General features: G+C 49.6%; 31 protein-coding genes and 2 riboswitches. Of the genes, 16 read left to right on the top strand and 15 right to left on the bottom strand.

Annotated elements, in window-relative coordinates; translation table 11 throughout:
• Positions 1-165: 165 nt before the first annotated feature.
• From amyS to KNO92_RS01550, 3 genes are all read right to left on the bottom strand, one after another.
• Positions 166-1,707 carry an alpha-amylase gene (amyS, locus tag KNO92_RS01540; protein WP_483297446.1) on the bottom strand — a complete coding sequence of 514 codons (1,542 nt, stop codon included), beginning with the start codon at positions 1,705-1,707 and terminating at the stop codon, positions 166-168.
• Between the two features lie 178 nt (positions 1,708-1,885).
• Positions 1,886-3,013, bottom strand: coding sequence for a YfbR-like 5'-deoxynucleotidase (locus KNO92_RS01545; RefSeq protein ID WP_214694701.1), 1,128 nt, complete (start codon positions 3,011-3,013; stop codon positions 1,886-1,888).
• 11 nt (positions 3,014-3,024) lie between these two features.
• Complete coding sequence (locus KNO92_RS01550) at positions 3,025-4,044, bottom strand: ion channel (RefSeq protein WP_214759826.1); 1,020 nt, start codon at positions 4,042-4,044, stop codon at positions 3,025-3,027.
• A gap of 106 nt (positions 4,045-4,150) precedes the next feature.
• Here KNO92_RS01550 and KNO92_RS01555 point away from each other — a divergent pair, with 106 nt between their 5' ends.
• The 5 genes from KNO92_RS01555 to KNO92_RS01575 all read left to right on the top strand — a co-directional run bounded on the left by KNO92_RS01555 (position 4,151) and on the right by KNO92_RS01575 (position 7,124).
• Complete coding sequence (locus tag KNO92_RS01555) at positions 4,151-4,609, top strand: hypothetical protein (protein WP_214694705.1); 459 nt, start codon at positions 4,151-4,153, stop codon at positions 4,607-4,609.
• The gene (locus KNO92_RS01560; RefSeq protein ID WP_012727458.1) at positions 4,606-4,974 is read left to right on the top strand and encodes a hypothetical protein; all 369 of its coding nucleotides are present in this window, start codon (positions 4,606-4,608) and stop codon (positions 4,972-4,974) included. Before KNO92_RS01555 ends, KNO92_RS01560 begins: the two co-directional genes overlap by 4 nt.
• Positions 4,971-6,200, top strand: a complete 1,230-nt coding sequence (locus KNO92_RS01565) for a glutathionylspermidine synthase family protein (RefSeq protein WP_214694707.1) — start codon at positions 4,971-4,973, stop codon at positions 6,198-6,200. The genes KNO92_RS01560 and KNO92_RS01565 overlap by 4 nt, the downstream gene beginning before the upstream one ends.
• Positions 6,197-6,610, top strand: a complete 414-nt coding sequence (locus tag KNO92_RS01570; RefSeq protein ID WP_214759827.1) for a DUF350 domain-containing protein — start codon at positions 6,197-6,199, stop codon at positions 6,608-6,610. The genes KNO92_RS01565 and KNO92_RS01570 overlap by 4 nt, the downstream gene beginning before the upstream one ends.
• A 70-nt stretch (positions 6,611-6,680) precedes the next feature.
• The gene (locus KNO92_RS01575) at positions 6,681-7,124 is read left to right on the top strand and encodes a hypothetical protein (RefSeq protein WP_214759829.1); all 444 of its coding nucleotides are present in this window, start codon (positions 6,681-6,683) and stop codon (positions 7,122-7,124) included.
• A 155-nt stretch (positions 7,125-7,279) separates the two neighbouring features.
• On the opposite strand, the gene KNO92_RS01580 is transcribed toward KNO92_RS01575, so the two are convergent.
• Complete coding sequence (locus tag KNO92_RS01580) at positions 7,280-8,380, bottom strand: globin domain-containing protein (RefSeq protein ID WP_214759831.1); 1,101 nt, start codon at positions 8,378-8,380, stop codon at positions 7,280-7,282.
• A 186-nt stretch (positions 8,381-8,566) separates the two neighbouring features.
• Here KNO92_RS01580 and KNO92_RS01585 point away from each other — a divergent pair, with 186 nt between their 5' ends.
• Positions 8,567-9,007, top strand: coding sequence for an RrF2 family transcriptional regulator (locus KNO92_RS01585; RefSeq protein WP_214694713.1), 441 nt, complete (start codon positions 8,567-8,569; stop codon positions 9,005-9,007).
• Between the two features lie 22 nt (positions 9,008-9,029).
• On the opposite strand, the gene KNO92_RS01590 is transcribed toward KNO92_RS01585, so the two are convergent.
• Positions 9,030-9,962, bottom strand: a complete 933-nt coding sequence (locus KNO92_RS01590) for a ring-cleaving dioxygenase (protein WP_214694715.1) — start codon at positions 9,960-9,962, stop codon at positions 9,030-9,032.
• A gap of 119 nt (positions 9,963-10,081) precedes the next feature.
• On the opposite strand from KNO92_RS01590, the gene KNO92_RS01595 reads away from it, so the two are divergent.
• The 4 genes from KNO92_RS01595 (at position 10,082) to KNO92_RS01610 (ending at position 11,672) form a co-directional block, all read left to right on the top strand.
• Positions 10,082-10,291 carry a helix-turn-helix transcriptional regulator gene (locus KNO92_RS01595; protein ID WP_214694717.1) on the top strand — a complete coding sequence of 70 codons (210 nt, stop codon included), beginning with the start codon at positions 10,082-10,084 and terminating at the stop codon, positions 10,289-10,291.
• Positions 10,288-10,755: a hypothetical protein gene (locus KNO92_RS01600; RefSeq protein ID WP_214694725.1), complete on the top strand. Its 468-nt coding sequence runs from the start codon at positions 10,288-10,290 to the stop codon at positions 10,753-10,755. The genes KNO92_RS01595 and KNO92_RS01600 overlap by 4 nt, the downstream gene beginning before the upstream one ends.
• An 87-nt stretch (positions 10,756-10,842) precedes the next feature.
• Complete coding sequence (locus KNO92_RS01605; RefSeq protein WP_214694727.1) at positions 10,843-11,175, top strand: ArsR/SmtB family transcription factor; 333 nt, start codon at positions 10,843-10,845, stop codon at positions 11,173-11,175.
• On the top strand, positions 11,172-11,672 hold the full coding sequence (locus tag KNO92_RS01610; protein WP_214694729.1) for an SRPBCC family protein: 501 nt from the start codon (positions 11,172-11,174) through the stop codon (positions 11,670-11,672). The genes KNO92_RS01605 and KNO92_RS01610 overlap by 4 nt, the downstream gene beginning before the upstream one ends.
• 44 nt (positions 11,673-11,716) lie before the next feature.
• On the opposite strand, the gene KNO92_RS01615 is transcribed toward KNO92_RS01610, so the two are convergent.
• From KNO92_RS01615 to KNO92_RS01625, 3 genes are read right to left on the bottom strand one after another with little or no spacing between them, the layout of a single operon-like run.
• Positions 11,717-12,775, bottom strand: coding sequence for a threonine aldolase family protein (locus KNO92_RS01615; RefSeq protein ID WP_214759833.1), 1,059 nt, complete (start codon positions 12,773-12,775; stop codon positions 11,717-11,719).
• A 55-nt stretch (positions 12,776-12,830) separates the two neighbouring features.
• A complete protein-coding gene (locus KNO92_RS01620; RefSeq protein ID WP_214759835.1) occupies positions 12,831-13,811 on the bottom strand; it encodes a zinc-binding dehydrogenase in 981 nt (326 codons plus the stop codon).
• A gap of 2 nt (positions 13,812-13,813) precedes the next feature.
• A complete protein-coding gene (locus KNO92_RS01625) occupies positions 13,814-14,305 on the bottom strand; it encodes a lactoylglutathione lyase family protein (RefSeq protein ID WP_012727473.1) in 492 nt (163 codons plus the stop codon).
• 118 nt (positions 14,306-14,423) lie between these two features.
• Between KNO92_RS01625 and KNO92_RS01630 the strand changes: the two genes are divergently transcribed.
• On the top strand, positions 14,424-14,732 hold the full coding sequence (locus KNO92_RS01630; protein WP_031422089.1) for a winged helix-turn-helix transcriptional regulator: 309 nt from the start codon (positions 14,424-14,426) through the stop codon (positions 14,730-14,732).
• 28 nt (positions 14,733-14,760) lie between these two features.
• Here KNO92_RS01630 and KNO92_RS01635 read toward each other — a convergent pair whose 3' ends face one another.
• Positions 14,761-15,141 carry a VOC family protein gene (locus tag KNO92_RS01635; RefSeq protein WP_074035677.1) on the bottom strand — a complete coding sequence of 127 codons (381 nt, stop codon included), beginning with the start codon at positions 15,139-15,141 and terminating at the stop codon, positions 14,761-14,763.
• A gap of 75 nt (positions 15,142-15,216) precedes the next feature.
• Here KNO92_RS01635 and KNO92_RS01640 point away from each other — a divergent pair, with 75 nt between their 5' ends.
• Positions 15,217-15,699 (top strand): GNAT family N-acetyltransferase, encoded by a 483-nt coding sequence (locus tag KNO92_RS01640; RefSeq protein WP_214759839.1) that lies wholly within the window; start codon positions 15,217-15,219, stop codon positions 15,697-15,699.
• Positions 15,700-15,714: 15 nt separating this feature from the next.
• Here the strand turns inward: KNO92_RS01640 and KNO92_RS01645 are convergent, their stop codons facing one another.
• The 5 genes from KNO92_RS01645 to mtnK are packed head-to-tail and all read right to left on the bottom strand — an operon-like array spanning position 15,715 to position 21,345.
• Entirely contained in the window at positions 15,715-16,716 is a 1,002-nt protein-coding gene (locus tag KNO92_RS01645) for an ABC transporter permease (protein WP_214759841.1), read from the bottom strand.
• A 1-nt stretch (position 16,717) separates the two neighbouring features.
• Entirely contained in the window at positions 16,718-18,091 is a 1,374-nt protein-coding gene (locus tag KNO92_RS01650) for a sugar ABC transporter ATP-binding protein (RefSeq protein ID WP_214759843.1), read from the bottom strand.
• On the bottom strand, positions 18,091-19,170 hold the full coding sequence (locus tag KNO92_RS01655; RefSeq protein WP_214759845.1) for a sugar ABC transporter substrate-binding protein: 1,080 nt from the start codon (positions 19,168-19,170) through the stop codon (positions 18,091-18,093). The genes KNO92_RS01650 and KNO92_RS01655 overlap by 1 nt, the downstream gene beginning before the upstream one ends.
• Positions 19,163-20,197, bottom strand: a complete 1,035-nt coding sequence (mtnA, locus tag KNO92_RS01660; RefSeq protein WP_214759847.1) for an S-methyl-5-thioribose-1-phosphate isomerase — start codon at positions 20,195-20,197, stop codon at positions 19,163-19,165. Before mtnA ends, KNO92_RS01655 begins: the two co-directional genes overlap by 8 nt.
• Positions 20,194-21,345 carry an S-methyl-5-thioribose kinase gene (gene mtnK / locus KNO92_RS01665; protein ID WP_214759849.1) on the bottom strand — a complete coding sequence of 384 codons (1,152 nt, stop codon included), beginning with the start codon at positions 21,343-21,345 and terminating at the stop codon, positions 20,194-20,196. The genes mtnA and mtnK overlap by 4 nt, the downstream gene beginning before the upstream one ends.
• An 82-nt stretch (positions 21,346-21,427) precedes the next feature.
• Positions 21,428-21,530, bottom strand: a riboswitch (SAM riboswitch).
• Positions 21,531-21,735: 205 nt separating this feature from the next.
• Positions 21,736-21,837: riboswitch (SAM riboswitch) on the top strand.
• A 70-nt stretch (positions 21,838-21,907) separates the two neighbouring features.
• Here mtnK and KNO92_RS01670 point away from each other — a divergent pair.
• The 4 genes from KNO92_RS01670 to KNO92_RS01685 are packed head-to-tail and all read left to right on the top strand — an operon-like array spanning position 21,908 to position 24,870.
• Positions 21,908-23,062 (top strand): 2,3-diketo-5-methylthiopentyl-1-phosphate enolase, encoded by a 1,155-nt coding sequence (locus KNO92_RS01670; RefSeq protein WP_214759853.1) that lies wholly within the window; start codon positions 21,908-21,910, stop codon positions 23,060-23,062.
• Positions 23,059-23,709, top strand: coding sequence for a 2-hydroxy-3-keto-5-methylthiopentenyl-1-phosphate phosphatase (locus KNO92_RS01675; RefSeq protein WP_214759855.1), 651 nt, complete (start codon positions 23,059-23,061; stop codon positions 23,707-23,709). Before KNO92_RS01670 ends, KNO92_RS01675 begins: the two co-directional genes overlap by 4 nt.
• Entirely contained in the window at positions 23,706-24,323 is a 618-nt protein-coding gene (locus KNO92_RS01680; protein ID WP_214759857.1) for a methylthioribulose 1-phosphate dehydratase, read from the top strand. The genes KNO92_RS01675 and KNO92_RS01680 overlap by 4 nt, the downstream gene beginning before the upstream one ends.
• Positions 24,324-24,336: 13 nt before the next feature.
• Positions 24,337-24,870, top strand: a complete 534-nt coding sequence (locus KNO92_RS01685) for a cupin domain-containing protein (RefSeq protein WP_214694760.1) — start codon at positions 24,337-24,339, stop codon at positions 24,868-24,870.
• A gap of 38 nt (positions 24,871-24,908) precedes the next feature.
• Here KNO92_RS01685 and KNO92_RS01690 read toward each other — a convergent pair whose 3' ends face one another.
• Positions 24,909-25,739, bottom strand: a complete 831-nt coding sequence (locus KNO92_RS01690) for a TerC family protein (RefSeq protein WP_214694762.1) — start codon at positions 25,737-25,739, stop codon at positions 24,909-24,911.
• Positions 25,740-25,920 lie beyond the last annotated feature (181 nt).

Raw genomic sequence — 25,920 nt, forward strand, 5'->3', positions numbered from 1 at the left:
TATAAATGAAACCAACAACCAACGTTGTTCAATGTGAATTCATGGATTGGAAAGTCCTCCCTATCAAGAATTAACACTAGGTCATTATATCACGTATAAAAAATATGTGGTGAAAATTCAGAAAAAAGACTTATCTCATTTTTAGATGAGACAAGTCTGATGGATTTATTGTTGTGTATAGATGGAAACCGAGCCGCCGTTGACGAAGAACTCGCCCCAACCGTCCGCGTTGATTGTCACGAGACGACCATTGTTGCCGGTCATGTCTTTCCATACTTCTCCCGCGTTCTGCTTCCCGACATACATCCATTTCGAGCCACCCGGTCCGTCCGACAAAATCGTCGCAAGACCTGACTTCGCACGGTCTGTCACACCTTCACGTGTCCAACCGATGACGTCTTGGTGGTTGATGTAGTCATGTTGTGTGCCATAGGCAAAGTCTTTACGCGCTTTCAAAATCGGTTGAAGAGACCCTGACATGTTCGGAATTTCACGGTTTGTCGTCCCCTTCGTCCCATAATAATCCCCGTAGAAGAGTGTCGGGTATCCTTGACCGCGTGTCATGATTGTCGCATAGGCGAGCGGTTTGAACCAATTGGCAACCGTCGACTCGAGTGATTGCCCAGGTTGTGAGTCATGGTTATCGACAATGGTGACGGCGAGTGTCGGATGCTGCTCGACGACCGTTCCTTTTAGAATGTTGCGCATGTCATAGTAACCGCCGCCGTTCCCTGCCGCTTGGAAGTTGTAGTGGAGCGGTACATCGAATACCGAGTGAGTATAGCCCGTCTTCGCCAAGTAATCATTGATGGCCCCAAGGTCGTTTTTCCAATACTCCGCGACGGTGAACATCTCTTTCCCTGTCGTCTGACGGACGCTTGTCACCCACTCTTTCAAGTACGAATGATTAATATGTTTGACCGCATCGAGACGGAATCCATCGAGACCGAGCGAATCCGCGTACCATTTCCCCCAGTTTTTCATCTCTTGTCGCACTTCTGGATGCTCGAAATCGACATCGGCGTACATCAAGTAGTCATAGTTTCCGTTCTCCCCGGACACTTCACTGTCCCACGCTTTACCCGTACTCTTGAATTTGTAGATTCGGCTCAAACTCCGTGACTGATCCCAATCGGTCCCGTCAAAGTGATACCAACGCCACTTGAACGGCGAGTATGTATTGTTGCGGCCTGCAAAATTGAATCCCGTCCAGGCAGAAATCGAATATTCCCCAGATGTCTCCTGATTCCGGTTAGAAGGATTGACCTCGACAGCTTGAACGGACTCGGTATAATCCGCTCCGCCCTTATGGTTCATGACCACATCCCCGTATACGCCAATCCCTTTTCCGCGTAAGTTGGAGATGGCCGACTGTAGCTGCGCTTTTGTTCCATACTTCGTTCGTGTCGTCCCTTTTTGATTGAACTCTCCTAAATCATACAAATCATAGGCCCCGTATCCGACATCATTTTGAGACGTCCCTTTATATGCCGGTGGAATCCAAACCGTGGAGATGCCGATGTCTTTCAAGTGCTGTGAATCATTCGAGAGACGGTTCCAATGAAGCCCGTCGTTCGGGACATACCATTCAAAGTATTGCATCATCGTACCGTTCTGTGGAGTTGCCGCTTGTGCGACCGGTTGCCCCGAAAGCAGTGCAATCGATGTCACGCCAGCCAGCACGGCAATCCCTTGTCGTTTCTTCAACATCATTCATTCCTCCTCAATTAAATAATGAAAGCGCTTGCATAAATTATTGTGAAGGATTTTGATTTTGTTGCATAGACCGATGTCCAAAAACAGTTCTCTCTCCCTAACTATTTTTCATTTGAATAGTTCAGTTGAACGAAACAAAGACGGATGGCTTGTGCCATCCGCCTATTCATCAACTTGTGACGTAATCTAGATCGTGCAAAATATAGGCCAAGAAGAAAATCATACTCGGGTTCTCATAACGCATCTGGACTTTACGGAGTTGTTCGCGATATGTGACCTCATACTCGGCCCCGTTCATCTTCCGCTCCATGTTCATCTTGATGAGGGCATCGAGTTTATCCATCATGTCGACGAGCATCCCTTCATACGTGTCATCTTTCGAATCAGCCATGTATCGACGGAACGCCGGCTGCATATATGCCGGCAACAGCCCGAGAAGACGTTCACTCTCTGCCCGTTCGTACGCCTCAAATGCCGCTCCCGTCTCTTGTGTCGAATGCTTGACCGGTCCGAGCACATCTCCGGTCACCCCTTCGACTAAGTCGTGACAAAGAAGACGTGCCACGAGTTCGGCGACATCGACGTCAACATCATACTTTTCACGCTCTAGGAGTCCGCTGAACATACCGAGCGCTGCTGCCCGAAAACCATGAATCGCATCGTTGTCGTCAATCGTATTGAAGCGCCCTTTCCAACGACGGACACTGTCCATCCGCATGACGTTCTCGATGAAGCGTAACACATCGGTCTCTGCCTCGACCTGGTCGAACAGCCAACGGACCGAATCAATCGGATGATGACGGAGAGCGGCTTTCATCTCTTCTAACTTGTCATCGAAATGAGGAGAGCCATGGGCGACTTCCCGTCGCACGAACAGCATCGCATCGAAAGAATCAATTCCGTCGACAATCCGTCCTTCGAACGAGTCATCTTCCGCCTCGACAACAAAACGGTGGAAGTGAGGACGTAACGACTGTGACAGCAACTCCACAAGACCGAGGCTCGCTGTCCGTTCCATGCGTTCGATGTGACCGATCAAGGTCGGCTCTTTTTTCGTCCGGTGCATGATTGGACCGGTCTGTACTTCATTCATGTCGTGGAAAATAGCTTTCCCGAGCAAATCGAGCAAGTCGACGTCACGCCCGTTCTCTTTTTCCACATAAGCCGCGATCAAGCTGAAGACCGCGACACGAAAGCTATGACTCGCTGCGTTATCATGATAATGAGGGGCATATTCGTCCCATCGTTGCACGTTTTGCATGCGTGTCATCTTTCGGATAAACGTTCCGTTATGCATGGTTTCACTCCTTATGATAATCGTTCAAATACATCGTCATGACAGACGACATAGAGCATGTCTGTGTCTTGTAGCGGCAAATCGAGCATCGTCGCCACATCTAATCGGTCATTGACCGCGATGAGTGTCACCCCTGATTCAAGTAAAGCCGTGTTCGCTTGCCGAACATTTTGCCACTCGATTTTTGGTTTCAACGCTTGGATGTTCCCGCCTGACTGTTTGCTTAACAATTGACGGAAAATCGCCGTCGTCCCTGGCTGTAACGTCGCTTTTGCCATTAAGAGGGAGACTGAGTCGTTCGCCAAAATAAAATCGTCGACGCGGACGTGTTTGAATTTCGAGATATTTCGTTCTTCACACACTTCAACGACCGTGTGCAAATCCACTTGATGTTCAGAGGACAGCGCCTCGACCGCTGAGGCGATCAAAAGCGATTTTCCATCGGCGAGTAATGTTTCCGTGATGCGCGCATCCGCAAAAATGGCGACGCGTCGTGCTTTCAGGACGTTCGCCTGCAATAAGACCGCTTCATCTGAGGCATCCCCTGAAACGAAGTGCACTTGATCGTGCACGTACGGCTCTTCGATCAACTGATCAATCAAGACGATTTCCGCTTTCGGTTCGTAGTTAAGTACTTCATCAATTGCTTTCTTCGTTTTCGGGGACCACCCGATATACACATAATGTCCTTCTCCACGATACACTAGTCTTCCCTCCCGTTTTAACCGTTGAAACGTCGCGCCGATTTCAACTAATTTTCCAATCAATGCCCCGATAATCCCAATCCCGAATAGGAACAAGAAAATTCCGAGCCATCGCCCTGCCACGGAGGATGGATAAAAATCTCCATATCCGACGGTCGTCAGCGTCGTCATCGTCCACCAGAATGAATCAAATAATGACCCGAACGTCTCTGGCTCTAACCAATAACCGAGTACGGTTCCTAGGATGATGATGCCAACCGACGCCAAGACGACATTCAAAAATGATAATTTCGCTAACCCTTTCCACAAACGAAATAAGATATGCACTGTTTCCCCCTCCTTCTCTCTTATATACTAAACGTATCTACAAAAAGATTCACGAAACCATTTTGATCGTGATTCCGTATAAGAAGAAAAAAGGAAGGACTGACATATGAACTCAATCGTCTTAGAGTATCGTCTCTATAAAAATGAATTATCGTTCGAACCGCTATATCATTACACGTCTCTCGGATTAGACGAAGTGCTGGCCCGTCGCGAATGTGAGTTTTTCGTCAAAGACGGCATGACATACAAACAACGCTCGTCCGCCCTAGAAGGCGATCAATACTTCTTGATTTACGTCGACCGTTACACAGAAGGACCGATGGACAAACATGAAACGAGTGAGATCAAAGTCGAGATCCGTACGCTTGACGACCGATTTGACAACCCGCTGCTCGAAGCCTATTACGTCGACCGTCACCTCGATGCGCTCGCCATGCTCGGGAGCCAGTACCTGTATGTCGCCGGCAAAGAGTATGAGCGGGATTCAGCAGAAACAGATGAAGATCGTGGTGTGTACGTCATCTATGTCACACCGACGGGTTATGAATTGGAGGAATCAACATGAAGACAAGCAAGAAAATTTTAAGCGGACTATCGGTCGCAGTCTTGACCACTTCCCTTGCCGCATGTGGTGGGGACGAATATGAAGAGGCAGCACTCCCGGAAGAACCGACCGGCTACGAATGTGACGATTGGGACTGGGATGACGAGACTGAGTCGTATTATTGCGATGACGACCGTTCTCCTCACTATGGCAGCTATTTCTTACTCGGTAGTCTATTCCGCTCAAAAAATGCATTGAAGAGCTCTTCGTCATATAAGACGTATAAAGCTAACGGTGGTGCGACCGGTGCCGTATCGAACGGTTCTAATTCAGGATCGTCAAAATCTGGACTCGGCAGCGGCTCTAAAGGTGGATTTGGCGGATGACGCGTGACGAACTTTACAGTCAAATCCCTTATTTTTGGCCCGATTTAAACGATGAAGAATATGCCCTATATGACTGTTTCGAAATGACCGCCTCGCAGGTTGACTCGATTCGAGAAGCGACCGAGGCGGTTGATTCGATTTTTCGGAAGACGAATCAATTGTTGCGTACGCTACCGGACGAGACGCTCCGACTACTCGGTTACCCCGAGGCGAGTCTCCCTTTTTTACGGGAGAAGACAATCCCGCAAGAGACAATCATCGGTCGTTACGACTGGATCATGAAAGACGGTCAACTCAAATTGATGGAGTTCAATGCGGACACACCGACGTTCATTAAGGAACTGTTTGACGTGAACGGCGTAGTCGCTTCCGAGTTTGGTCTCCTCGACCCGAACAGGGAAGCGACCGCTCAACTGAAAACCGAACTGCGCAAGGCAATCGTCGCCGCATGGAAACGACTCGGACGAGAAGGCACACCAAAAATCGTCTTTACGGCACATGACGACAACATAGAAGACAAATGGACGGCGCGCTTTCTTCAAGAAACGCTCGACTTACCGTCTGAATTCGTACCGTTGCACGCTTTACTCGTCGACGAAGACGGTGTCTACACGCCATCGGGCGAACGGATCGACATCTTGTATCGTCAAACGTATCCGATTGAGCACCTTGTGGACGACCGAGCAGCAGACGGAGACTTGATCGGCATTCGGTTACTCGAACTGAACCTGCAAAAGCATGTGTCGTTACTCAACCCACTCTCTGCTTTTCTCATGCAGTCGAAAGGCGTACAAGCCTTGATTTGGGAATTGTATGAGACCGAGACATTGTTCGATGAAGCCGAGCGCGACATCATCGGAACCTATTTTTTACCGACTTACTTAGAAGACATACCGTTTCTCGGCGAATCGGATTACGTCAAAAAGCCAGCGTTCGGACGTGAAGGGGACTCCGTCATCTTGTACACGAAAGACGGCCAACCGTTTCACCGCGAAGCACTACAAACGTATGCGGAAGAAACAGCCGTGTACCAACAGTTCATCGAACTTCCGACACGGATGACGACGACCGTCAAAGGTCGCGTCGAGACACATTTTATGATCGGATGTTTTTGCTTGAACGGACATCCGTCCGCACTCGGCGTCCGCGCCGGTAGCATGATCACGAACAACCAATCTTACTACTTAGCCGTTGGCACACCTACACAAAAGGAGACGAACTCATGACATTCATCACACTCGATTCAATCTTAAGCTTCCTCGCCCACCTCGGGACAGGATTCGGTCTCATTTTCGCGGGACTCATCATCTTCGCCCTGACGACCAAATATTCGGAACGTAAGTTAATCAAAGAAGGCAACATGGCCGTCGCCTTGAAACTTTGGGGGAAAGCGCTCGGACTCGCCATCGTCATCTATACGGTTTGGGCGAACAGCGTCAACTTACTCGACGCATTCATCTGGGGACTCGTCGGGATTGTCGCTCAAGTATTAGCGTTCTGGACGTTTGAATATGTCCTCACGCCTGGCGTGAACTTAGAAAAAGAAGTCGAGAACGGCAACATGGCGATCGGTTTCAGCTTGTTCGCCGCATCACTCGTCGTCGGCATCATCGTCGCCGCGAGCTTGACGTACTAATTCAAACACCCCATGCACGCATTCGCGAGGCATGGGGTGTCTCTATTTATAACAGATTGGAGGAAGAGTCATGTCCAAACGAATCATCCTACTCACGATCGTCTCCAGTCTCATCGTCGTCGCTATCGCAGTCGGCGTCGGACTGTATACGTACACTAACATTCAGACTGACAAGTCATACGAAAATGCCCAAAAAGAACTGAACCGTTATATCACGATGAATGACTGGTACAATTTTGAGATTCATAACATGGAACAGTCTATTCTCTCTTTTTACACAAATGAAGATCGCTCCGTCATCGGTCTAGCCGAGATTGATGTCACGACAGGGTACTTAGGGTCTGTCACTAAACAAGTGACACCGGACGAACCGTTCGATTTTGTTGTGCTTGAAGACGGAGAAACCGAATATATCGCCGTCCATCTAAAAGAGCGCCCGGAAGATGTCGTTTATTTACGGTTGAACGGCGACGATGTCTCAAAAGACTTTCTCGTCAACGATCCCGACAATTAAGGTTATGCTATGACATACGTCATCGAAACAACAAAACGATCAGATGGTATGTGGTCGCTTGAAACGTTGGATGCCAACAAACAAGTCATGCATTCAAGTGAACTCACGGAATAACCTACGTTGTGCATCAAGACGACTTTTTCTAGTCGTCTTTTTTAGTTGGTCGCGAGTACAGCAGACGGTCCGAAAAATTCATATCGTGCCTGAGGAATCACACGTACAACCGTCTCCATCATCGCATTTGGTCCGCACGTATAGACATCATGTCCTTCGACATCGAGTGCCTCAAGGTGTGATTCATTCATGCAACCCGATACGTCATCCACGTGTGTGATGAGGTGAAGTCCTTCTTTCTCGAGTTCGTCGAGTTCTTCGCCGAGTGGACGAAGATCCATACTCCGAACAGCATGCAACAATGTGACGGAACGCCCTTGTCCGAGTGCCGTCTTCGCCATATTGAAGAGCGGTGTAATGCCAATCCCTCCCGCAATCAGTGTAAGCGGACGATCTGATGCTTCAAGAATGAATTCTCCTGCCGGTGCGCTCACCGGAATTTCGGTACCAACCGTCTGTTCATGGAGCCAGTTCGAAACGAGCCCTTCTTGTTTCGGTGCAATCCAGTACCCGTTCTCTGTCGTATCGATGACACTATATTGGCGGTGGTGCAAGATGTCCTCGCCAACGATTCGCGCTTGAACCGAGATGTATTGTCCTGGGATGGCTGTACCGACGACTCCATCTTTCGCAACGAGACGGAAGCGCTTCACTTCCGGTGTGTCTTCAATGATTTCTTCGATGATGAACGATTTAAAGCCGATCCACGGTGCGTCATCATACATCTGTTTCTCGAGCGAGATGAAGACGTCTGCAATCACGCCATACGCTTTCGCCCATGCGTCGATGATGTCTGGTGTTGCCGCTTCTCCGAGGACGTCTTGAATCGCTCCAAGTAAGTTTTCACCGACGATTGGATAATGTTCTGGGCGGATATTCAAACTCTTATGTTTATGGAGTGCCGGTTGAATGGCAGGAAGAATCGCTTCGAGCCGGTCGATATGAAGGGCAGCCGCATAGACCGCGTTCGCAAGTGCCTCCGGTTGGCGTCCTCGTTTTTGGTTCGTATGGTTGAAGAAGTGACGTACTTCTGGATTTTGTTCAAACATTCGTTGATAAAAATGCTTCGTAATCGTCACACCATGTTCTTTCAAAACAGGCGCCGTCGCTTTTACAACCTCAATCGTTTGTTGATCTAACATGTGTTTATCCCCCTTTTGTTTCGTACACGTTCATTATGTGAGTCTAATCACCTTAAATCAATATATGAAATACTTCTTTAAAACAGATTTCACGATTCCGACTCATTTCTGCCATCACCCTTTCACATTTGTTCGAATCGCACTTTTAAACGTTGTCTTGTACAATGGAAAAAGAGGTGATGATGGATGAGACTCACGCAAACGTGTGACTACGCACTACGGACGTTGATGTATAGCGCCACGTTTTCGCATCGGCTGGTCACGATTCAAGAAGTGGCAGACCAATACAAAATCTCCAAAAATCATGTCATGAAAGTCGTATACGAGCTTGGCAAACATGGATACTTGGAGTCGGTTCGTGGCCGTGGTGGCGGGTTCCGTCTCGCGCGCCCGATGGAAGACATCAATGTAGGCGAGGTTGTTCGAACGATGGAACCGCTCGAGCTCGTGGAATGCTTCGGGGAAGGTCGATGTGTGATCGCACCGGCCTGTGACTTACGAAGTGTGTTGAATGAGGCGATGCTGGCGTTCTTTCAAGTGCTCGACCGTTACACGATTGCCGATCTCGTCGCCAATCGAACGAACGAACTTGCCCTGCTCTTAGGCGTACAAAACCCGACGGACTGAAAAAAGTCCGTCGGGTTTTTGATTACAGTGGTTTTAACTTTTCCTCGATTTCCGCTCGTCTCGACTCTAGAAACGGAGGCAAGGCCAAGCGTTCTCCGAGTGCTTCAACTGATTCATCCGTCGCGAACCCCGGTTCATCTGTTGCCAGTTCTACTAAGATCCCACTCGGTTCACGGAAGTAGATCGACTGGAAATAATAACGGTCAATGAGACCAGAGTGACTGATCCCATGTGCGTCAAGTTTCTCAATCCACTTTGTCATATCGTCTGTATCTTCCACTCGAATCGCCACATGATGCACACTTCCCCGCCCTGGTCGTTCCGATGGCAAATCCGGCCGATCAACGAGATGAATCTCTGTCGCCACGCCACCTTCTCCCGTCTCAAAAACACGCACATCGTGGCCATTCCGTTCAAACGTCGTCACATATCGATAACCGAGTATTTCAGTCAGCACCTGTGCCGTCTTGTCAATCCGCCGTACCGTCCACTCACTAAACCCGAGACCGAAGATGCCGAGATCCGTTGGAACAGGACCATTTGTCCAAGGTGTCCCGCTCCCTCCTTCCACCAGACAGAGGCGTTGGCCTTCATGATCTTCGAACGAAAGGGTTGCCCTTCCTAAAACCGACTCGATTTCTCCGTAAGATACATCGAACGTGTCAAAACGCTCTTGCCAATATGCGATTGCCCCGTCCGGCACCCTGAGCGCTGTTCGAGAGATACTGTTTGACCCTCGATACGTCTGCCCGAGAAACGGAAGCTCAAAGAACGTCAAATCGGTTCCGGGCGTCCCCGTTTCGTCCGCATAAAACAGGTGATACATCGATGGGTCATCCTGGTTCACTGTCTTTTTGACGAGCCGCATCCCTAGTATTTCCGTGTAGAATCGTAAGTTCCTTTTGGCATCACCGGTCATCGCCGACACGTGATGTTGTCCTCCAATCGCTTTCATCCGCTCTCTCCCCTTTCGACTATATCGTTATTGTATCACCTCTAATAAAGTAAAGTATCCTTTACATTATGTAAAGTTTATTTTACACTAGTGGTAGAAACTAGAAATGAGGTGGCACGATGCCATTAGTCAACCGCGTAAAAGAACTGCGTGCCCGGCACCAGTTAACCCAAGGCGACCTTGCCGAAAAGGTCGGTGTGACGAGACAGACGATCATCTCGCTCGAGAAAGGTAGCTACACGCCGTCACTCATGCTGGCGATGCACATCGCACGGGTGTTCGAGGAACCGGTCGAATCTATATTCACAATCGAGGAGGAAACAAAATGAAACACGTCGTCGTTCAGTCTATTTCCAGCATCATCTTGTATATCCTGATGGCTTTTCTATTCAGCTCATTTCTATCTGATGTATCGAAGACCGTCATCGAGTCTGACAGATTTCTCATTGAATTCAACTTACTGCCTATACTGTTACTGGTTATTTTCGGTATTGTTTGGACAGTGTATTCATTTAAAACGCGACCGAATAAACAGTTGAGCTTTACTCAATGGTCTGTCCGGATGACCGAGTTCAGTGAAGTCGATGAGCGCGAACAAATCATCACAGCGAAAGCGACTAAAGCGGCATACGTTTCGTTCGGCATCTCAGTTCCTATTTTTATGGGGTCGTTCATGTTTTATCCGTTATTTGAAGACACACTTCCCGCATATCCAATCTATGCACTCGCTTCTACGCTCATCATCGCGACACTCGTCTACATGACGACTTGGATTCGCGGATATCGACATTAAGGAATTCATCACGGATTCCTTTTTATATTCCTGTTTTAGAATATTCCATATGGGGAATACAAAGAAATAAGAGGACGGTGACGAAAGATGGAAGAGAAACTGGCTTCTTTGTTTCAAGCGTTAGCCGACCCGAATCGGTTACGGATGATTGAATTGTTACGGAAACAGGAGTGGACGGTCGGAATGATGGCAACACAGCTTGGAATCAGTCAACCGCAGACGTCAAAGCACTTGCGAATCTTACATGATGCGGGGCTTGTCACGGTAACGATTGATGCCAACCGGAGACGCTACGCGCTCAAGTCTCAAGCACTTGAACCGTTAGATGCTTGGCAGACCTATATCGCGCGGGAAACAGAGCGTCTCGATCGATTGGAATCGTTTTTAACGGAGTCACAACGAGAGGAGAATAAATCATGAGTACGGTCAAATCACATGTAGAGGGCACGACATTGATTATGGAACGTCTGTTCAAGGCACCACGGCAACTTGTATTCGAAGCATTCTCGACACCCGCACATTTAGAAAAATGGTGGGGACCGGCTGGATGGGAGACGAAAGTATACAGCTTCGACTTCAAACCAGGTGGAATTTGGCACTACTGCATGACGTGTGTTGACAAAAATCAAGGTGACTTTTACGGCATGGAGTCATGGGGAAAATCGACCTTTATCGAGATTGATCCCTATTCCCGAATCGTCTATACGGATGCGTTCTCAGATGCGGACGGACACGTCAATCCGGACTTACCTGTCATGACCATCACGAATGAGTTTCTCGATACATCGGAAGGCACACTATTCATTAGCCGCTCCGAATTCCCGAATGAAGAAGCTCTCCAACAAGTCGTCGAGATGGGAGCTGTCGAAGGATTCACCTCTCAACTCGATCGTCTTGAAGCGATTGTCAGCCAGTAAAAAACATGCACCGTTCCCGAAATAGGAATGGTGCATGTTTTAATTTATCTGAACTGTCGAAACAATACGTCAAGCTGTTCTGGCGTGATTTCCTCAAACGTATCCCCGATGCTGACTTCGGTTGAACAAAATCCTTCTTTTTCAACGAGATATCCCGTAATGCCCACCCCAGTTTTTTCTTGAATGCGCGCAATGTTCTCACTTAGTTCTTCCTTCTCCCCTTGAAAATGTAAGTGGAACATATTCGTGACGGGGATGCGTGGTGTCGTCCACACTCCATCGATTTCATTAAAGAGTGCTGCCAACCGCACTGCATCGTCCCGATACCGGGTCATCTTGTCTTTCCGTAACTCATAATAATAATCGGAAGAAAGAATATACGGGTAAAGGCTAATCAAATCACCGCCGTAGCGTCGCTTCCACACCTTCGACGTGTCACAAAATGATTTCGGTCCAGCAAGGATGGCACCGGCAATCCCACCGATTCCTTTATAAAACGAGACGTACACGCTATCAAAAAGTGCACAGATTTCAGATGCTTCTTTTTCGTAATACGGTAGCGATTCGAACAGTCGTGCCCCGTCCAGATGCAGATAAATCCCTTTTTCACGACAGTGTTCATGAATCGCCACAAGCTCCTCGAACGTCGGCAATTCCCCGCCGATTTCCCGTTGTGGTAGTTCGAGCAATAGACACGCGATGTCTGGCAACGCTTGAATCTCTTCGAGTGTCATCAACCGATTTTCGTCCCCAACTAAAATCGGTTCGATGTGATGTAACTCCTTCAAGCCATCCTGCTCATGGATTTCAAGGTGGCAGAGCGGATGATACGCGACCGTGCTCTTCCCTGTTTCATCACACCAAATGCGTAACGCGATTTGTTGCGCCATCGTGCCGCTCGGAAAGAATACCGCCGACTCTTTCCCAAGAACTTGTGCCATCTTCTCCTCAAACTGGCGAATCGTTTTCCCTTGTCCATACTGGTCACTCGGCTCATCGTCACGCACCTGTTCAAACGCACGTTTCAACACCCCGACTTCCCGTTTGCCGTGACCGCTCAACTGAACATCTGTCTGTCGATACGTGTCTATTAATCGCTCCATTCTTTCGCCTCCTCGACAAATAAACTCCCTGTCAGTATAACAGGGAGTGCTCTACTCAGTCGCGAATCCGGACGATGAGTTTACCGCGTACTTTCCGCGTTTGTAGTTTTTCGAGACCTTCTTTCAACTGGTCGAACGATAACACTTCTGTGACAAGATCGTTCAGTTCACCTGCATCGAGCAAATTCATCATCTCTTCGGCCATATACGCCAAGTTGCGAATCGCATGTTCGTCCTCGCTCGCATGTGCCGCTCCGAGTGCCACTTCATGAATCGACGGGGATAACGTGAAACCTTTCATGTTCGTCATATCTGGTGGACCGGCGATATAGGCGAGGTGTCCGCTGAACGCGAGACGATCGAGGTCAGCCGTCGCGACGTCGCGACCGACCGTGTTCAAAATCAAATCGACACCACGTCCATCCGTCTCTTCCATGATTCGTGCCGTCACGTCCTCGACCTTATAGTCGATGACCACGTCCGCCCCGAGTGATTCTACCCACTCAAAATTCTCCGGAGATGCCGTCGTGAACACTTTTAACCCGAGGCGTTTTGCGAGCTGAATCGCAAAGCCACCGACACCGCCCGCTCCAGCGTGTACGAGAATCGTCTCCTTATCCCGCGTGTTCAGCTTCTGCATGACCGCTTCATACGCTGTCATTCCGGCACACAGAATCGAAGCCGCCGCCTCATCACTTACACCTTGCGGAACGACCGCACACGCCCTTGCATCGACGACCGTGTACTCGGCGAACCCTCCATATTTCGAAAGATCCGTATGCACGGCTACACGTGAACCCGTAATGATGTTGGCGATACTTGAACCGACCTCGACGACTTCTCCGACGAGATCGACACCGAGAATGTGTGGATATGCCCAGTTCGGGTTTCCGTTTGAACCGACTTTATAGTCGACCGGGTTCAAGGCGACCGCTTCGACACGAATCAACAGTTCTCCCGTTCCTGGTGTCGGTCGGTCGATTTCTCCAATATGCAGATGATCTAGACCGGGTTGATCGAGTAGCCATGCTTTCATGTTTAGTAAGCTCCTTCCGAATATGTGAGTTCGTATGAATGTGAATAAATTTCAACGAGATTACCGAATGGGTCTTCGCAGTACACCATACGATATGGTTTCTCGCCTGGGTAGTATTCACGAATCGGCATCCGCTGTTTGCCGCCATGTGCGACAATCTTCTCGACAAGTCCTTCGATGTCAGGGTCTTGTACACAGTAGTGGAAGATCCCTGTCTTCCAAAACTCGAAGTTGTCTTCTGGTGTCTCGTTATTCGGGAACTCGAATAACTCGATTCCAATTCCGTCTCCTGTTGACATATGGGCGATGCGGAATTTACCCCAGCCTGGTCCGAAGACGTCTGTACACATCACGCCGATTGGCGAATCATCCTCGACGACGTCTGATGGTGTCATGATGGTATACCACCCCATCACGTCCTCATAAAATTTTACGGCCTCGGTTACGCTCGGCACAGAAAGACCGATGTGTGAAAATGTTCTTGGATACGTCATGTTTCATCTACTCCTTTTTGTTTGCTCAATTTAGCGGATAACGATAAGATACTGTCATTGAAGCAAGAAAAAAAGTACGCACATTGAAGTAACTACCCGAAAGTGAGGCTCTTTGAACATGACCACATCGTTCCCCGTCAACCGCGCACTCGAGATTATCGGCGGCAAATGGCGCCCTCAAGTGTATTGTACGCTTCAAGATGGACCGCTCCGTTTTTCTGACATTCAACGGGCGATTCCTGACGTCAGCCGAAAAGTGTTGACCGATCAATTGCGTGAACTCGAACAGCTCGGTATGGTTCGCCGTGTCGACTATTCGACCGAAAAGCACCTCCATGTCGAGTATTCATTAACTGAAGATGCTCTCGGCCTTCAGCCTGCCATGAATGCCCTTTGTTCATGGGGAGAGTGCCACGACAACAAATAATCCCGAGCCACATGGCCCGGGATTATTTTTATGAAGCGAACAGACTGATCAAATTCCCATCCGCATCGTACAGGATGGCGTAACGTTGTCCCCAGAACGCATCCCATGGAGCTTTGTGTGACGCATAGCCTTGTTCAAGTACCGTGTCATATAATCGGTCGAGCGCCTCACGACTTTCACATAAGAAGGCAAGCTCGATCCGATGCCCGTCTGCCTGTTTCCATTCCCCGTATACTGATTCGGCCACTTCTACCGTATCGAACGCGAGACGCACGCCTCCTTCGTCAATCTCTACATGCGCTTCCCCGTTCATCGCTTCTGGAATCTCAAACCCAAGCGCCCGATAAAAGTCGAGCGACCGCTTCATATCCGTCACGACGATCCCGACCATGTCCAACTTAACTGCCATCACGTTCCCTCCCCTTGTTTTCATGATACGATTTGAGTGTAGCATGACCACTTCCATTAGAGACGAGGAATTTTTATGAGCTATACGTTTCATCCGCTCACCCAAGAACAAGCCGAACTGATCGCTTTCAAGTGGCGCTATGAAGGCGACTACGCGTTTTACAATATGGACGCCGATGAGGAAGACTTCGCCTTATTTTTAGATGCGAATGAACGGGGAGACACGACGTTCGCCATTCTTGAAGTGAATGAGCTGATCGGCTTTGTCACGTTGGACTTCGAATCAGCGGATGCTGTCTCCATCGGTCTCGGCATGCGTCCTGATTTGACAGGAAGCGGCAACGGACATCGATTCCTCACTTCAATCCTTACTTGGATCGAGGCGACATACGGGACTCGCACAGTGCATCTTGCCGTCGCCACGTTCAACAAACGGGCCATCCGGTTATACGAGTCGCTCGGTTTCATCCCACAAGACACGTTCATGCAGGAGACGAACGGCGGTGTGTATCCGTTTCTCACAATGACGCGTGAACAAAGCGAACCCCCGAACAACTGATGTCCGGGGGTCTTGTCATGTCCGCTGTTTCTTTTGAATATAAGAAAGACCGAGCGCTCCAATCAAAATCGTCCCTTTGACGATATCTTGCGCATAGTACGGCACGTCCCACATCGTCAGTCCATTCAAGAGAATCCCGATTAAAATAGCTCCAATCAATGTCCCGATCACGTTCGGACGACCCGTCGCAAAGACGGCGTAGCCGATATAAGCAGCCGCGACAGCGTCCATCAATAGCGGTGCTCCGGCCGAGACCTGTCCTGTCCCAATCCGAGATGCAAGAATGATCCCACCGATGGCTGCAAACAACCCGCTGAGCACGTAAGCGTACAACTTGATGCGATTCACGGCAATCCCGGAACGTCGGGCCGCTTCTGCGTTCGACCCGACGTAATAAAACTCACGCCCTGTCCGTGTATACGTCAAAAACAGATGAGCCCCAATGAAGAACAACAGCATAAGCAGGGCGACGAACGGAATCGGACCGATTGTTCCTTGACCGATAAATAAAAAGGATGGAATGAAGCGTCCTGGCGCCGTCCCGCCTTCGATCGGCATGTTGTCATAAATCGAGAATCCTTTCGTATACGTCAACTGAATCCCGTTAATGACGTACATGATGGCAAGTGTCGCTAGCAAATCCGGTAACCGGAATTTGATTGTGACGAGCGCATTCAATAGTCCGACGAGAATCCCTAGGGCGAGCGGAATCAGCAGCGCGACGAGAAGTTCTTGTCGATGAAGGACAAGGCTTGCCGCTGCCCCGATTGTCGCGAGACTCGCCGTCGACCCGACCGATAAGTCAAAACCTCCGACGATGAGCGAAAACGTGACACCGAGGGCAAGTAACGACACGATTGAAACCGATTTGATGATGTCACTAAAGTTTGCATACGTCAGAAATTGATCGTTCGTCACGGTAAAGACCGCAATCAAACCAAAGATTGCAAGTAACGTCCCGTATTGACCGACATGACCGCTGATTCGTTTTCGTTCCTTGACCACTAATTGTGCCATGTCATGCGCCTCCTTTCTCTACAAATTGTCCACGGTCGAGCCAAAGAATCCGATTGGCGACCCGTTCAAGTTCATGTCGCTCACTTGACGTGAACAACACGGTTTTCCCTTGTTTCGCGAGTGCAATGACGCGTTCATACACATCTTGCTTCGCTGCAATATCAATTCCTTTTGTCGGTTCGTCGAGCAGATAGACATCTCGGTCGTCGAGTAGCCATTTGCTAAAGACGACCTTCTGCTGATTTCCACCACTCAGCTCACCGACCGCTTGTTTCACGTTCGCATAGCGAACGCGAAGCGATGCCAATACGTCAGAGACACCATCGGTCTTCCCTGCGACAGAAATCACATTCCGCTCAATCGTCTCGTCTAGAAATAATCCGTGACGACGTCTCTCCTCCGGAACGAGCGCAAATCTTAAACGTACGGCGTCTGTCGGATTTTTGATCACGTATGTTGTTCCGTCAACTGTGATGGATTGACGAAGCCCAGAAAGACCGAACAAGGCTTCCACCAGTTCCGTCTTCCCGCTCCCCGTCAATCCTCCAATCCCGAGCACTTCCCCACGGTACGCTTCAACGGAGAGATTCGTCCCGAACGCAAGGAGAGTCACCTGCGCGGACAAACGAATCTCCTCTTCAGGGGTTGCCTTCTCTTTTGTCCCTTCAAATGTCGTTCCACTCAAAAAGGTTTGAACGGCTTCCGTAGAAAGGGTTTGAAACGGTCCCTCATATACAACGCGTCCGTCTCGAAGAAACGTAGAGGTCGAGGTGACGCGCGTGAGCTCATCTGATCGGTGCGTGACCAACACGATGCCTACCCCTTCTGCCGCCAGTGTTTGTAATAATTCAAGCAAGGCATCGGCATCCGTTTCCGACAAGGCAGCGGTCGGCTCATCGAGTAATAAATACTTGGCATCACTCTCGAGTGCCCGGGCGATGAGAAGACGTTGCTTTACGCTGAGCGGATAGTGACCGGCCGGACGCGTTAGATCGATGTCTAAACCGACCCGGGATAGCACGTCTTTTGCCTGCTGTTTCAACAGTTGTGGGCGAATCCGCTTCACCGTTTGCCATGGGAGAACATTTTCGTATACAGGCAAATCCAAATAGAGCGCATCGTCCACTTCTTGCGATACGGTGATGATGCCTTGACGAATGGCTTCCGCCGGTGTGAGACGGATGGTTGTCCCGTCGATGGACAGCTCGCCGGACGTCGGTTCGACCGTTCCGTTCAGCAGTTTGATGAGCGTACTCTTACCCGCCCCGTTCAGACCGAGGAGTCCATGAATGTCTCCCGGTTTTAGACTGAACGACAGTTGATTGAGTACGGTCACCTCACCGTACTGTTTCGTGATTCGTTCCAAGCAAATCATCAGTCCGTCTCCTTCATCCAGTCCGACCATGCCGCATTCGACTCACCCCAACCTTTAACGTACTGTCCGAGGTCATTCATCGTGACAGGCTCATCCGGTAAGACATCACGGTCCACTAAATATGGATCAACCGAGTGAATCGAAGGGGTTTCTTCTCCGACCACTTTTTGATAAGCGTAACGGACTTGAATGCGACCGATTTCAGCAGGATCCGTCGCGGCCGTCACGCCCCACGGACTCCCGTCTTCTTGCATGAGTTGTAGGTCTTCGTCACTCAAGTCAATCCCGTAAACAGAAATTTCGTCACGTCCTGCTTGCTTGATGGCACGGCTCGCCCCTTTGGCGAACTCATCCCACATCGCAAACACCGCATCGATTTCGCCTTCCGGATACTTCTTCAAAATTGCCTCCATCTGACTTTGCGTATCGAGCGCCGTATTGTTCGTCGCCGAACCAAATTTCGCGACTTCTTGGATGCCCGGGTAACGTTTCAAGAACGCATCATAAATCGTATGACGACGTTCCATCGGCGTGAATCCGCCGACCCAGATTGTGACGATGTTCCCTTCCCCGTCCAAATCTTCAGCAAGTGCTTTGAGTGAGCGCCAAGCGAGGGAATAATCATCTTGATCGATGACCGTCACCCCTTCATTCGTTAAATCGTTATCGAACGCGACGACTTTGATGCCCTTATCGAGCGCCCGTTGAACAGGCTCTTTCAAGGCATCGGCACGTCCGTGGTCAATCAAGATCACATCGACGCCTTGTGTTGTCGCCGTATCAACGTAACTCGCCATCTTCGACAAATCATTATCGGCGTTGTACACTTTCACGTTGCCTCCGAACGCTTCGACTTGCTCGGTCACCCCTTCGATATATTGCGAAGAAAATGTCCCAATCGACATTTGCATGACGAGTGCGACCTCTAGGTCTTTCGGAAGCGTCTCATTTGAGACGCTGACTGTTTTTGTCTCCGCTTTATTTGTTGTCGCGGTCGTTTTCGGTTGCGCCTGTTCGTTCGTGCATCCGGCAAGCGCCAGAATGACGGTCAACAGGAAGAAGATGATTTTTTTAGACATATGCGTTTCCTCCTACGTGTTGTACAATGACCGACTCGGTCGGTTCGAGCACACCCGTCTCTGTGATCAGACCGGTGATGAGTTCTGGTGGGGTCACATCAAACGCCGGATTGAAGACGGTGATGCCGACAAGTGCCGTCGGGTGTCCCCCGATATGGGTCACTTCATGTGCGTCCCGTTCTTCAATTTGAATCGTGTCGTCTGCTTCCAAATCAAACGTCGAATGCGGGGCTGCCACATAAAACGGGATGCCGTAATGCTTCGCCAAAATCGCGAGTTGGAGTGTCCCAATCTTGTTGGCCGTATGACCGGTACGAGTGATGCGATCCGCCCCGACGATGATGGCATCGATTTGTTTCGTCTGAATCGTCCACCCCGCCATATTATCCGTGATCAATGTGACGTCGATGTCTGCTCGGTCGAGCTCCCATACCGTCAACCGTGCCCCTTGAAGCAGTGGACGAGTTTCCGACGCGAACACACGAAACGGGATGCCCCGCTCTTTTCCGACATAGAACGGTGCGAGCGCGGTACCGTACCGTGACGTCGCTATGGCACCGGCGTTACAAATCGTCAACACGTTCCCTCCAGCAGGTAACACGGTCAACGCATGTTCACCAATCGTGCGATACGTGGCCACGTCTTGTTCATAGATTTCAATCGCACGCGCTTTGATTGCTTTTGCGATCTGCTCAAAGTCTTCCCCCACATTCAGTCGAAGGAGTGATTCGATGACGTGTTGTAAGTTGACCGCTGTTGGTCTTGTCGCAATCAACCGTTGACCAACCTGATTCAATTGGAGATGAAAATAGGGATTGTCTTGCAGGCGTGACGCTTCTTTTGCAAGGACGAACGCACCGAAATAAGCGATGGCCGGCGCACCTCGGACTTGGAGCGACTTGATCGCCTGTTCGGCCTGTTCGAGCGTTATCACTTCGACATAGCGCTCTTCTTGCGGCAACAGCGTCTGATCTAAAATCGTCAACACTTCCGTGTCGGCATCGAAATGTATACTTTGCACACTCATACCCGCACCTCCGATAGAACCGGGATCAGCTGATCGATGGATGGAATCTGATGACGCTGTTTGATGAGACGCGTGCCAAGTTCTAGGGCGTGACGTTTCCGTTCGATCCGAAGGTCGTCTGGTAATGTTTCTAAGTCAGCAACGCCCGCTAGACCGACCGTCCGACGAATCAATTCGCAGCCTGCGTAGCCGATCGCATCACTCAAAATCGATGGCAACAGTTCGTCCACGAATCCTACTGTGTTGAACGGCTCGACCGCCTGTATGAAGCGGGTACGGAACGTTTTTTCGAACGTCTCCCACAGAGTGAGCACTTCTGTGAAGCGTTCGAACCGCTTCAACGGATGTGCATACGTCGAGAACACCAAATGGGCGATGATTTGACCGATGTCAAAACCGAATGGACCGTAAAAGGCAAACTCAGGATCGATGATTTTCGTTTCCTGACGCGTCGCAAAAATGCTTCCTGTATGTAAATCCCCATGTAGCAACGCTTCATGTTTGGTCACGAACCCAACCTTCAATTTCGTCACTTCAATTTTCAAGGCGAGATCTGACCACAGCTGCTCCACGTCCGGACGAAGAGCCGTTTCGATTTGATTCGATTCTGCATCACGATACGGGTCGGTGAAGATCAGTTTTTCTGTGATATCGCATAGCTCTGGATTGTAATACTCTTTTTCGATTTGTTTCTTGGCGAGCGGTCCTTTCGCATAGTCAGACGTCGCAAACAACGTTTCCCCGAGGAATGTACCGACGTGACGCGCCAAATTCGGATAGCTCTCTCCTTTTAGGAAACCCGTCCGGACGATTTCAAACGCTGACAAATCTTCTAAAATCGTATAGGCGAGTTCACGGTCGCTACCGAGTACATCCGGTACGAATTGCGGTACGACTTTTGAAAACTCACGGAGTGCCAGTTGTTCGATCCACGAACGGTCAAGCGTGAGCGGCCAGCTCTCTCCAACGACTTTTGCGTACGGCAACGCCTGTTTCACGATCAATGACGTCTCTCCTTGACGAATGCGAAATACGAGATTTAAATTTCCATCTCCGATTTCCTCACATTCTGCAATCCCCTCTTCTAGTAACCCCAACTGTCGAACGTGTTCGACGACACTTTGTTCTGTAAACGCCTCATAAGCCATGATGATTTTCCCCTTTCTTGAATCTATGCATGAAAAAAGCCCCTTTCTCCGCGAGAAAGAGGCACACCCAAATTGGTTGTTCCTCTCATCTTTCAGACATATGTCTGGTGGATGTAGCACCGTGCCAAATGGTCGGTTGCTGCGGCGTCTTAGGGCCAATTCCCTCTGCCAACTCGCGATAAGAGTAAATGATGTAATTGTGTTTGACGTGTTGAGACGAATATTACGGACTAGGCACGCTAGTTGTCAATCCTCTATTTTCGGTCGACTCCCTATTTTTGACACGCATATATAGAAACATTATTTTCAAACTTTTTTTCTCAAAAAAAGGAATTGACGAGTGAGCGATTCTATGTAAAAATTCAATTAAATTTCACAACTTCACAACTATTCTTATCAAGAGCAGACGGAGGGACAAGCCCGATGATGTCGCAGCAACCGACCAGTAATGGCACGGTGCTAATTCTTGCAGCTATCGCTGAGAGATAAGAGTTCATTGTTTTCGAATGACCTCTTGCCTTGGCATGAGGTCATTTTTTGTTTGACCTGAAAGGAGGAACTTATGGGAGTCATCGCAACTTATGAAATCAAACATACCGATCACGTCGAACGCGTGGCTGAGAAAATCGCACATGAGCTGACCGTCGGGACATGGACCGAATTGAACCATCTCGAACAGCATCAACTACAGGCATTCCGCGGTGAGGTCATCGATACCTCCCAACAGGAAACGACGAGTCGCTTCTCGATTCGTTACCCGCTACATAATGTGACGCCGGACTTTTCGTCCATTCTGACGACGACATTCGGAAAGCTGTCGCTCGACCCAAACGTCCAACTTGTCGACCTATCGCTCCCGAATGAGCTCGCATCGGACTTTCCGGGTGCCGCATTCGGTGTTGAAGGGGTCCGCGACATCCTTCAAGTACACGACCGACCGCTCGCCATGAGCATCTTCAAAGGCGTCATCGGGCGTGACCTTGATTTTTTGGCGACACAACTTCGTGACCAGTTTGCAGGTGGCATCGATCTCGTGAAAGACGATGAGATTTTATATGACAATCCGCTCACCCCATCGCTCGAACGGGCTCGAATTGGAGCATCGATCATTCAAGAACATCAAGAATTGACGGGTCGTTCCGTTCTATACGCCATCACGTTGAGCGGACCCGTTTTCACCTTACGCGATCAGGCAAAACGTTTGATCGAGGCAGGCGCGACCGCACTTTTGTTCAACGTGTATACGTACGGGCTTGACGCGTTACGAGAGCTCGCCAAAGACCCTGAGATTCACGTCCCGATTTTGGCACATCCCGCTTTCGCGGGAGCGTTGACCGGATCGATTCGTCATTCCCTCCTCTTTGGGAAACTGATTCGACTCGCCGGGGCGGACTTGACGCTCTTCCCGTCACCATATGGTTCACTGTCGACTCCGAAAGACGAAACACAACAGATTCAAACGTACGCGACGGAATCCCATTGGACGAAACCGATTCTGACGGTCCCCTCTGCCGGGATTCACCCAGGACTCGTCCCGGATTTGATTCGTGACTTCGGAACGGATGTCGTGATCAATGCCGGCGGTGGGATTCATGGGCATCCAGACGGTGCGGCTGCCGGTGCGAGGGCGTTCCGCCAAGCAATCGATCAGGCAATCGGTAAAACGAGCGAGATCGATGCGTTATCGACTGCGCTGAATGCGTGGGGTGCGCGATGAGTACGCACGTCATTTGTGATTTCGACGGGACCATCACGGAAGAAGATAACATCATCGCGTTGATGCGACAGTTCGCCCCACCTGAATGGGTCGAACTCAAAGATGGTGTTTTGAACCAAACGCTCTCCATTCGAGAAGGCGTCGGTCAGATGTTCAGCCTGCTCCCGAGTCATCAGGAGACTTTGTATCGCGACTTTCTGCAGTCGACCATCACGCTTCGAGCGGGGTTTGTCGAGTTTTTGCAAGAGATACAATCACAGGGTTTTCGATTTGATGTCGTCAGTGGAGGCATGGACTTTTTCGTCCATCCGATTCTAGAAGGTCATGTCGCACCGGAACACATCTACTGCAATCACGTTGATTTTTCAGAAGCGACAGCGCGCGTCACATGGCCTCATTCATGTGATGCCCATTGCTCGAACGATTGCGGATGTTGCAAGCCGACGATTGCCCGACAGATCGTCTCACCTACCGACACGTTAATCGTGATCGGGGATTCCGTCACCGATTTTGAAATCGCCAAACGCGCCGACGTCGTGTATGCGCGCGGTCAACTGATTTCGCTATGCGAGGCGGAAGGAATTCACTATGTTCCGTTCGAGACATTCCATGACATTTCAGCTTATATGAAAGGAGTGAACGTATGACTGTACAAGAACGATGGGTCGAACTTGCCGACATTAAAGACGAGCTCGCCGCACGGGACTGGTTCCCCGGCACGAGCGGCAACCTGGCAATCCGCGTATCGGACGACCCGCTGACGTTCCTCGTGACAGCAAGCGGTCGTGATAAACGAAAGCGTACGGATGAAGACTTCGTTCTCGTCGATGCGACCGGTCAATTGATTGGAGAACAGTCAGGCAAACCGTCCGCGGAGACGTTGCTACACGTCGAAATCTTTAACAACACGAACGCAACCTGTTCCCTTCACGTGCATACGGTCGACAATAACGTCATCTCGGAGCTTTATGCAGCAAAAGGTCATGTTACGTTCACGGGTCAAGAAATCATCAAGGCACTCGGCCATTGGGAGGAAGCGGCAATTGTCCGGATCCCGATTGTCGAGAACCATGCGGATATCCCGACGCTTGCCCGTTCATTTGCCCCACATGTTACAAGTGATGCCGGTGCTGTTCTCATCCGGAACCATGGGATCACCGTTTGGGGCGAAACGCCCGCTGCGGCAAAACGTTATTTAGAGTCATATGAATTTTTGTTTAGCTATTCATTAAAATTACGCGCCTTAGGCGTCCATTCATAAGGAGGAATTCAACATGGCAACGATTTATTTTCAACAAACCGAAGAACGTGTCAGTGATCAACAAGAGGTACGTGACTTTTTAGAATCACGAGGCATCCTTTACGAAGCATGGGACATCGCGAAATTACCGGCTTCCCTTCAAGAGAACTATCAACTAACAGACGAAGACAAAGCCGTCATTTTATCGACGTTCCAAGACGAGATTCAAGACGTATCGACGCGACGTGGTTACCAAACGGCTGACGTCATCTCCTTGTCCGATGCGACGCCGAACTTAGACGAACTGCTCGTCAACTTCCAAAAAGAACATCACCATACGGACGACGAGGTTCGTTTCATCGTCAGTGGTCACGGCATCTTTGCGATTGACGATGCAGAACGCGGTTACTTCAATATCGAGCTCAATCCGGGTGACCTCATCTCCGTACCGGTCAACACACGTCATTACTTCACATTGCAAGAAGACCGCCAAGTCGTCGCCGTTCGTATTTTCGTGACGACCGAGGGCTGGGTGCCGATTTACGAAAAAGAGAATGTACAGGCATAAGAAAAGGTCTCTCGCTTAAAAACGAGAGACCAATTTTTTTAATGTTTGACCGCTGTCGGTTTCGATGAGAACCAGCCCCATGTCGCAATCCCGACCATGACTGACCAGAAGAAGATGGTCCAAGCTGTCGAGTGGACGAATCCGTCTGGGAGTCCCATGAATTCGAACGGCGTACCGGCAATCAACTCTTTGAACCCTGGGTGCTCGAGTACGAGAACCGTCAATTTGACCCCGACCCAACCGACGATGATGAAGGCGGCCGTTTCAAGTGTAGGACGTTGATGAAGCAATTTGACGAAAATACGTGCCGCAAATCGCATCAAGACGACCCCGATGAGTCCACCAGTCAAGACAACGAAGAACTGACCTGAGTCAATCCCACCGATTTCACCGAGACCGAGTGGTGGCAGGCTGACCGCAAGCGCGACCGCGGCTAAGATCGAATCGACCGCAAAAGCGATGTCCGCAAACTCGACTTTCGCAACAGTGAGCCAAAACTCTTTCTTCGATACCGGCTTTTCTGTGACAGCCGTCTCTTCTTTCGCTTCGGCCGCCAACTCCTGTTGCGGCTCCATCTTCCTCGCCTTATAGGTCATATACAGGTGTCGCGCACTCATTCCGATTAAGTAAAGTGCACCGAGTGCCTGTACTTGCCATACGTTGATCAAGAACGAGATCAAGAACAATGCGATAAATCGGAAGACGAACGCCCCGAGGAGACCATAAAATAATGCCTTCTTCTGCTCTGTACGTGGCAAGTGTTTGACCATGACGGCCAAGACGAGCGCGTTGTCTGCAGATAATAAGCCTTCCAAACCGACGAGCACGACGACGATCCAGGCATACTGCAGGACTAACTGCCAATCCATAAAAACATCTCCTTTTTTCTTTCAATTCCTTCATATTTAATAGTGATCTATTTTTTAAGTTCACAGGACCATTTTATTCCCGTTCACAAAGTAAATCAATCCTCTTTCTTCAATATCTGAAGGATTTTTTTGCGATTGCATATTCAAAACATGTTATGAGAGCAAAATCATACCCGTTCAG

It is taken from the genome of Exiguobacterium sp. s129 (genome assembly GCF_018617585.1).
GTDB lineage: Bacteria > Bacillota > Bacilli > Exiguobacteriales > Exiguobacteriaceae > Exiguobacterium > Exiguobacterium aestuarii_A.

Coding starts and splice junctions, on each gene's coding strand:
- KNO92_RS01580 (WP_214759831.1), bottom strand. CDS start 8,380: ATGTTAGATCAACAAACGATTGAGGTTGTAAAAGCGACGGCGCCTGTT.
- KNO92_RS01625 (WP_012727473.1), bottom strand. CDS start 14,305: ATGACGTATCCAAGAACATTTTCACACATCGGTCTTTCTGTGCCGAGC.
- KNO92_RS01560 (WP_012727458.1), top strand. CDS start 4,606: ATGAAGACAAGCAAGAAAATTTTAAGCGGACTATCGGTCGCAGTCTTG.
- KNO92_RS01605 (WP_214694727.1), top strand. CDS start 10,843: ATGGAAGAGAAACTGGCTTCTTTGTTTCAAGCGTTAGCCGACCCGAAT.
- KNO92_RS01570 (WP_214759827.1), top strand. CDS start 6,197: ATGACATTCATCACACTCGATTCAATCTTAAGCTTCCTCGCCCACCTC.
- KNO92_RS01655 (WP_214759845.1), bottom strand. CDS start 19,170: ATGTCTAAAAAAATCATCTTCTTCCTGTTGACCGTCATTCTGGCGCTT.
- KNO92_RS01675 (WP_214759855.1), top strand. CDS start 23,059: ATGAGTACGCACGTCATTTGTGATTTCGACGGGACCATCACGGAAGAA.
- KNO92_RS01635 (WP_074035677.1), bottom strand. CDS start 15,141: ATGGCAGTTAAGTTGGACATGGTCGGGATCGTCGTGACGGATATGAAG.
- KNO92_RS01595 (WP_214694717.1), top strand. CDS start 10,082: ATGCCATTAGTCAACCGCGTAAAAGAACTGCGTGCCCGGCACCAGTTA.
- KNO92_RS01680 (WP_214759857.1), top strand. CDS start 23,706: ATGACTGTACAAGAACGATGGGTCGAACTTGCCGACATTAAAGACGAG.
- KNO92_RS01565 (WP_214694707.1), top strand. CDS start 4,971: ATGACGCGTGACGAACTTTACAGTCAAATCCCTTATTTTTGGCCCGAT.
- KNO92_RS01610 (WP_214694729.1), top strand. CDS start 11,172: ATGAGTACGGTCAAATCACATGTAGAGGGCACGACATTGATTATGGAA.
- KNO92_RS01600 (WP_214694725.1), top strand. CDS start 10,288: ATGAAACACGTCGTCGTTCAGTCTATTTCCAGCATCATCTTGTATATC.
- KNO92_RS01545 (WP_214694701.1), bottom strand. CDS start 3,013: ATGCATAACGGAACGTTTATCCGAAAGATGACACGCATGCAAAACGTG.
- KNO92_RS01555 (WP_214694705.1), top strand. CDS start 4,151: ATGAACTCAATCGTCTTAGAGTATCGTCTCTATAAAAATGAATTATCG.
- mtnK (WP_214759849.1), bottom strand. CDS start 21,345: ATGGCTTATGAGGCGTTTACAGAACAAAGTGTCGTCGAACACGTTCGA.
- KNO92_RS01585 (WP_214694713.1), top strand. CDS start 8,567: ATGAGACTCACGCAAACGTGTGACTACGCACTACGGACGTTGATGTAT.
- KNO92_RS01630 (WP_031422089.1), top strand. CDS start 14,424: ATGACCACATCGTTCCCCGTCAACCGCGCACTCGAGATTATCGGCGGC.
- mtnA (WP_214759847.1), bottom strand. CDS start 20,197: ATGAGTGTGCAAAGTATACATTTCGATGCCGACACGGAAGTGTTGACG.
- KNO92_RS01645 (WP_214759841.1), bottom strand. CDS start 16,716: ATGGCACAATTAGTGGTCAAGGAACGAAAACGAATCAGCGGTCATGTC.
- KNO92_RS01590 (WP_214694715.1), bottom strand. CDS start 9,962: ATGAAAGCGATTGGAGGACAACATCACGTGTCGGCGATGACCGGTGAT.
- KNO92_RS01575 (WP_214759829.1), top strand. CDS start 6,681: ATGTCCAAACGAATCATCCTACTCACGATCGTCTCCAGTCTCATCGTC.
- KNO92_RS01620 (WP_214759835.1), bottom strand. CDS start 13,811: ATGAAAGCATGGCTACTCGATCAACCCGGTCTAGATCATCTGCATATT.
- KNO92_RS01670 (WP_214759853.1), top strand. CDS start 21,908: ATGGGAGTCATCGCAACTTATGAAATCAAACATACCGATCACGTCGAA.
- KNO92_RS01615 (WP_214759833.1), bottom strand. CDS start 12,775: ATGGAGCGATTAATAGACACGTATCGACAGACAGATGTTCAGTTGAGC.
- KNO92_RS01685 (WP_214694760.1), top strand. CDS start 24,337: ATGGCAACGATTTATTTTCAACAAACCGAAGAACGTGTCAGTGATCAA.
- KNO92_RS01690 (WP_214694762.1), bottom strand. CDS start 25,739: ATGGATTGGCAGTTAGTCCTGCAGTATGCCTGGATCGTCGTCGTGCTC.
- KNO92_RS01640 (WP_214759839.1), top strand. CDS start 15,217: ATGAGCTATACGTTTCATCCGCTCACCCAAGAACAAGCCGAACTGATC.
- KNO92_RS01650 (WP_214759843.1), bottom strand. CDS start 18,091: ATGATTTGCTTGGAACGAATCACGAAACAGTACGGTGAGGTGACCGTA.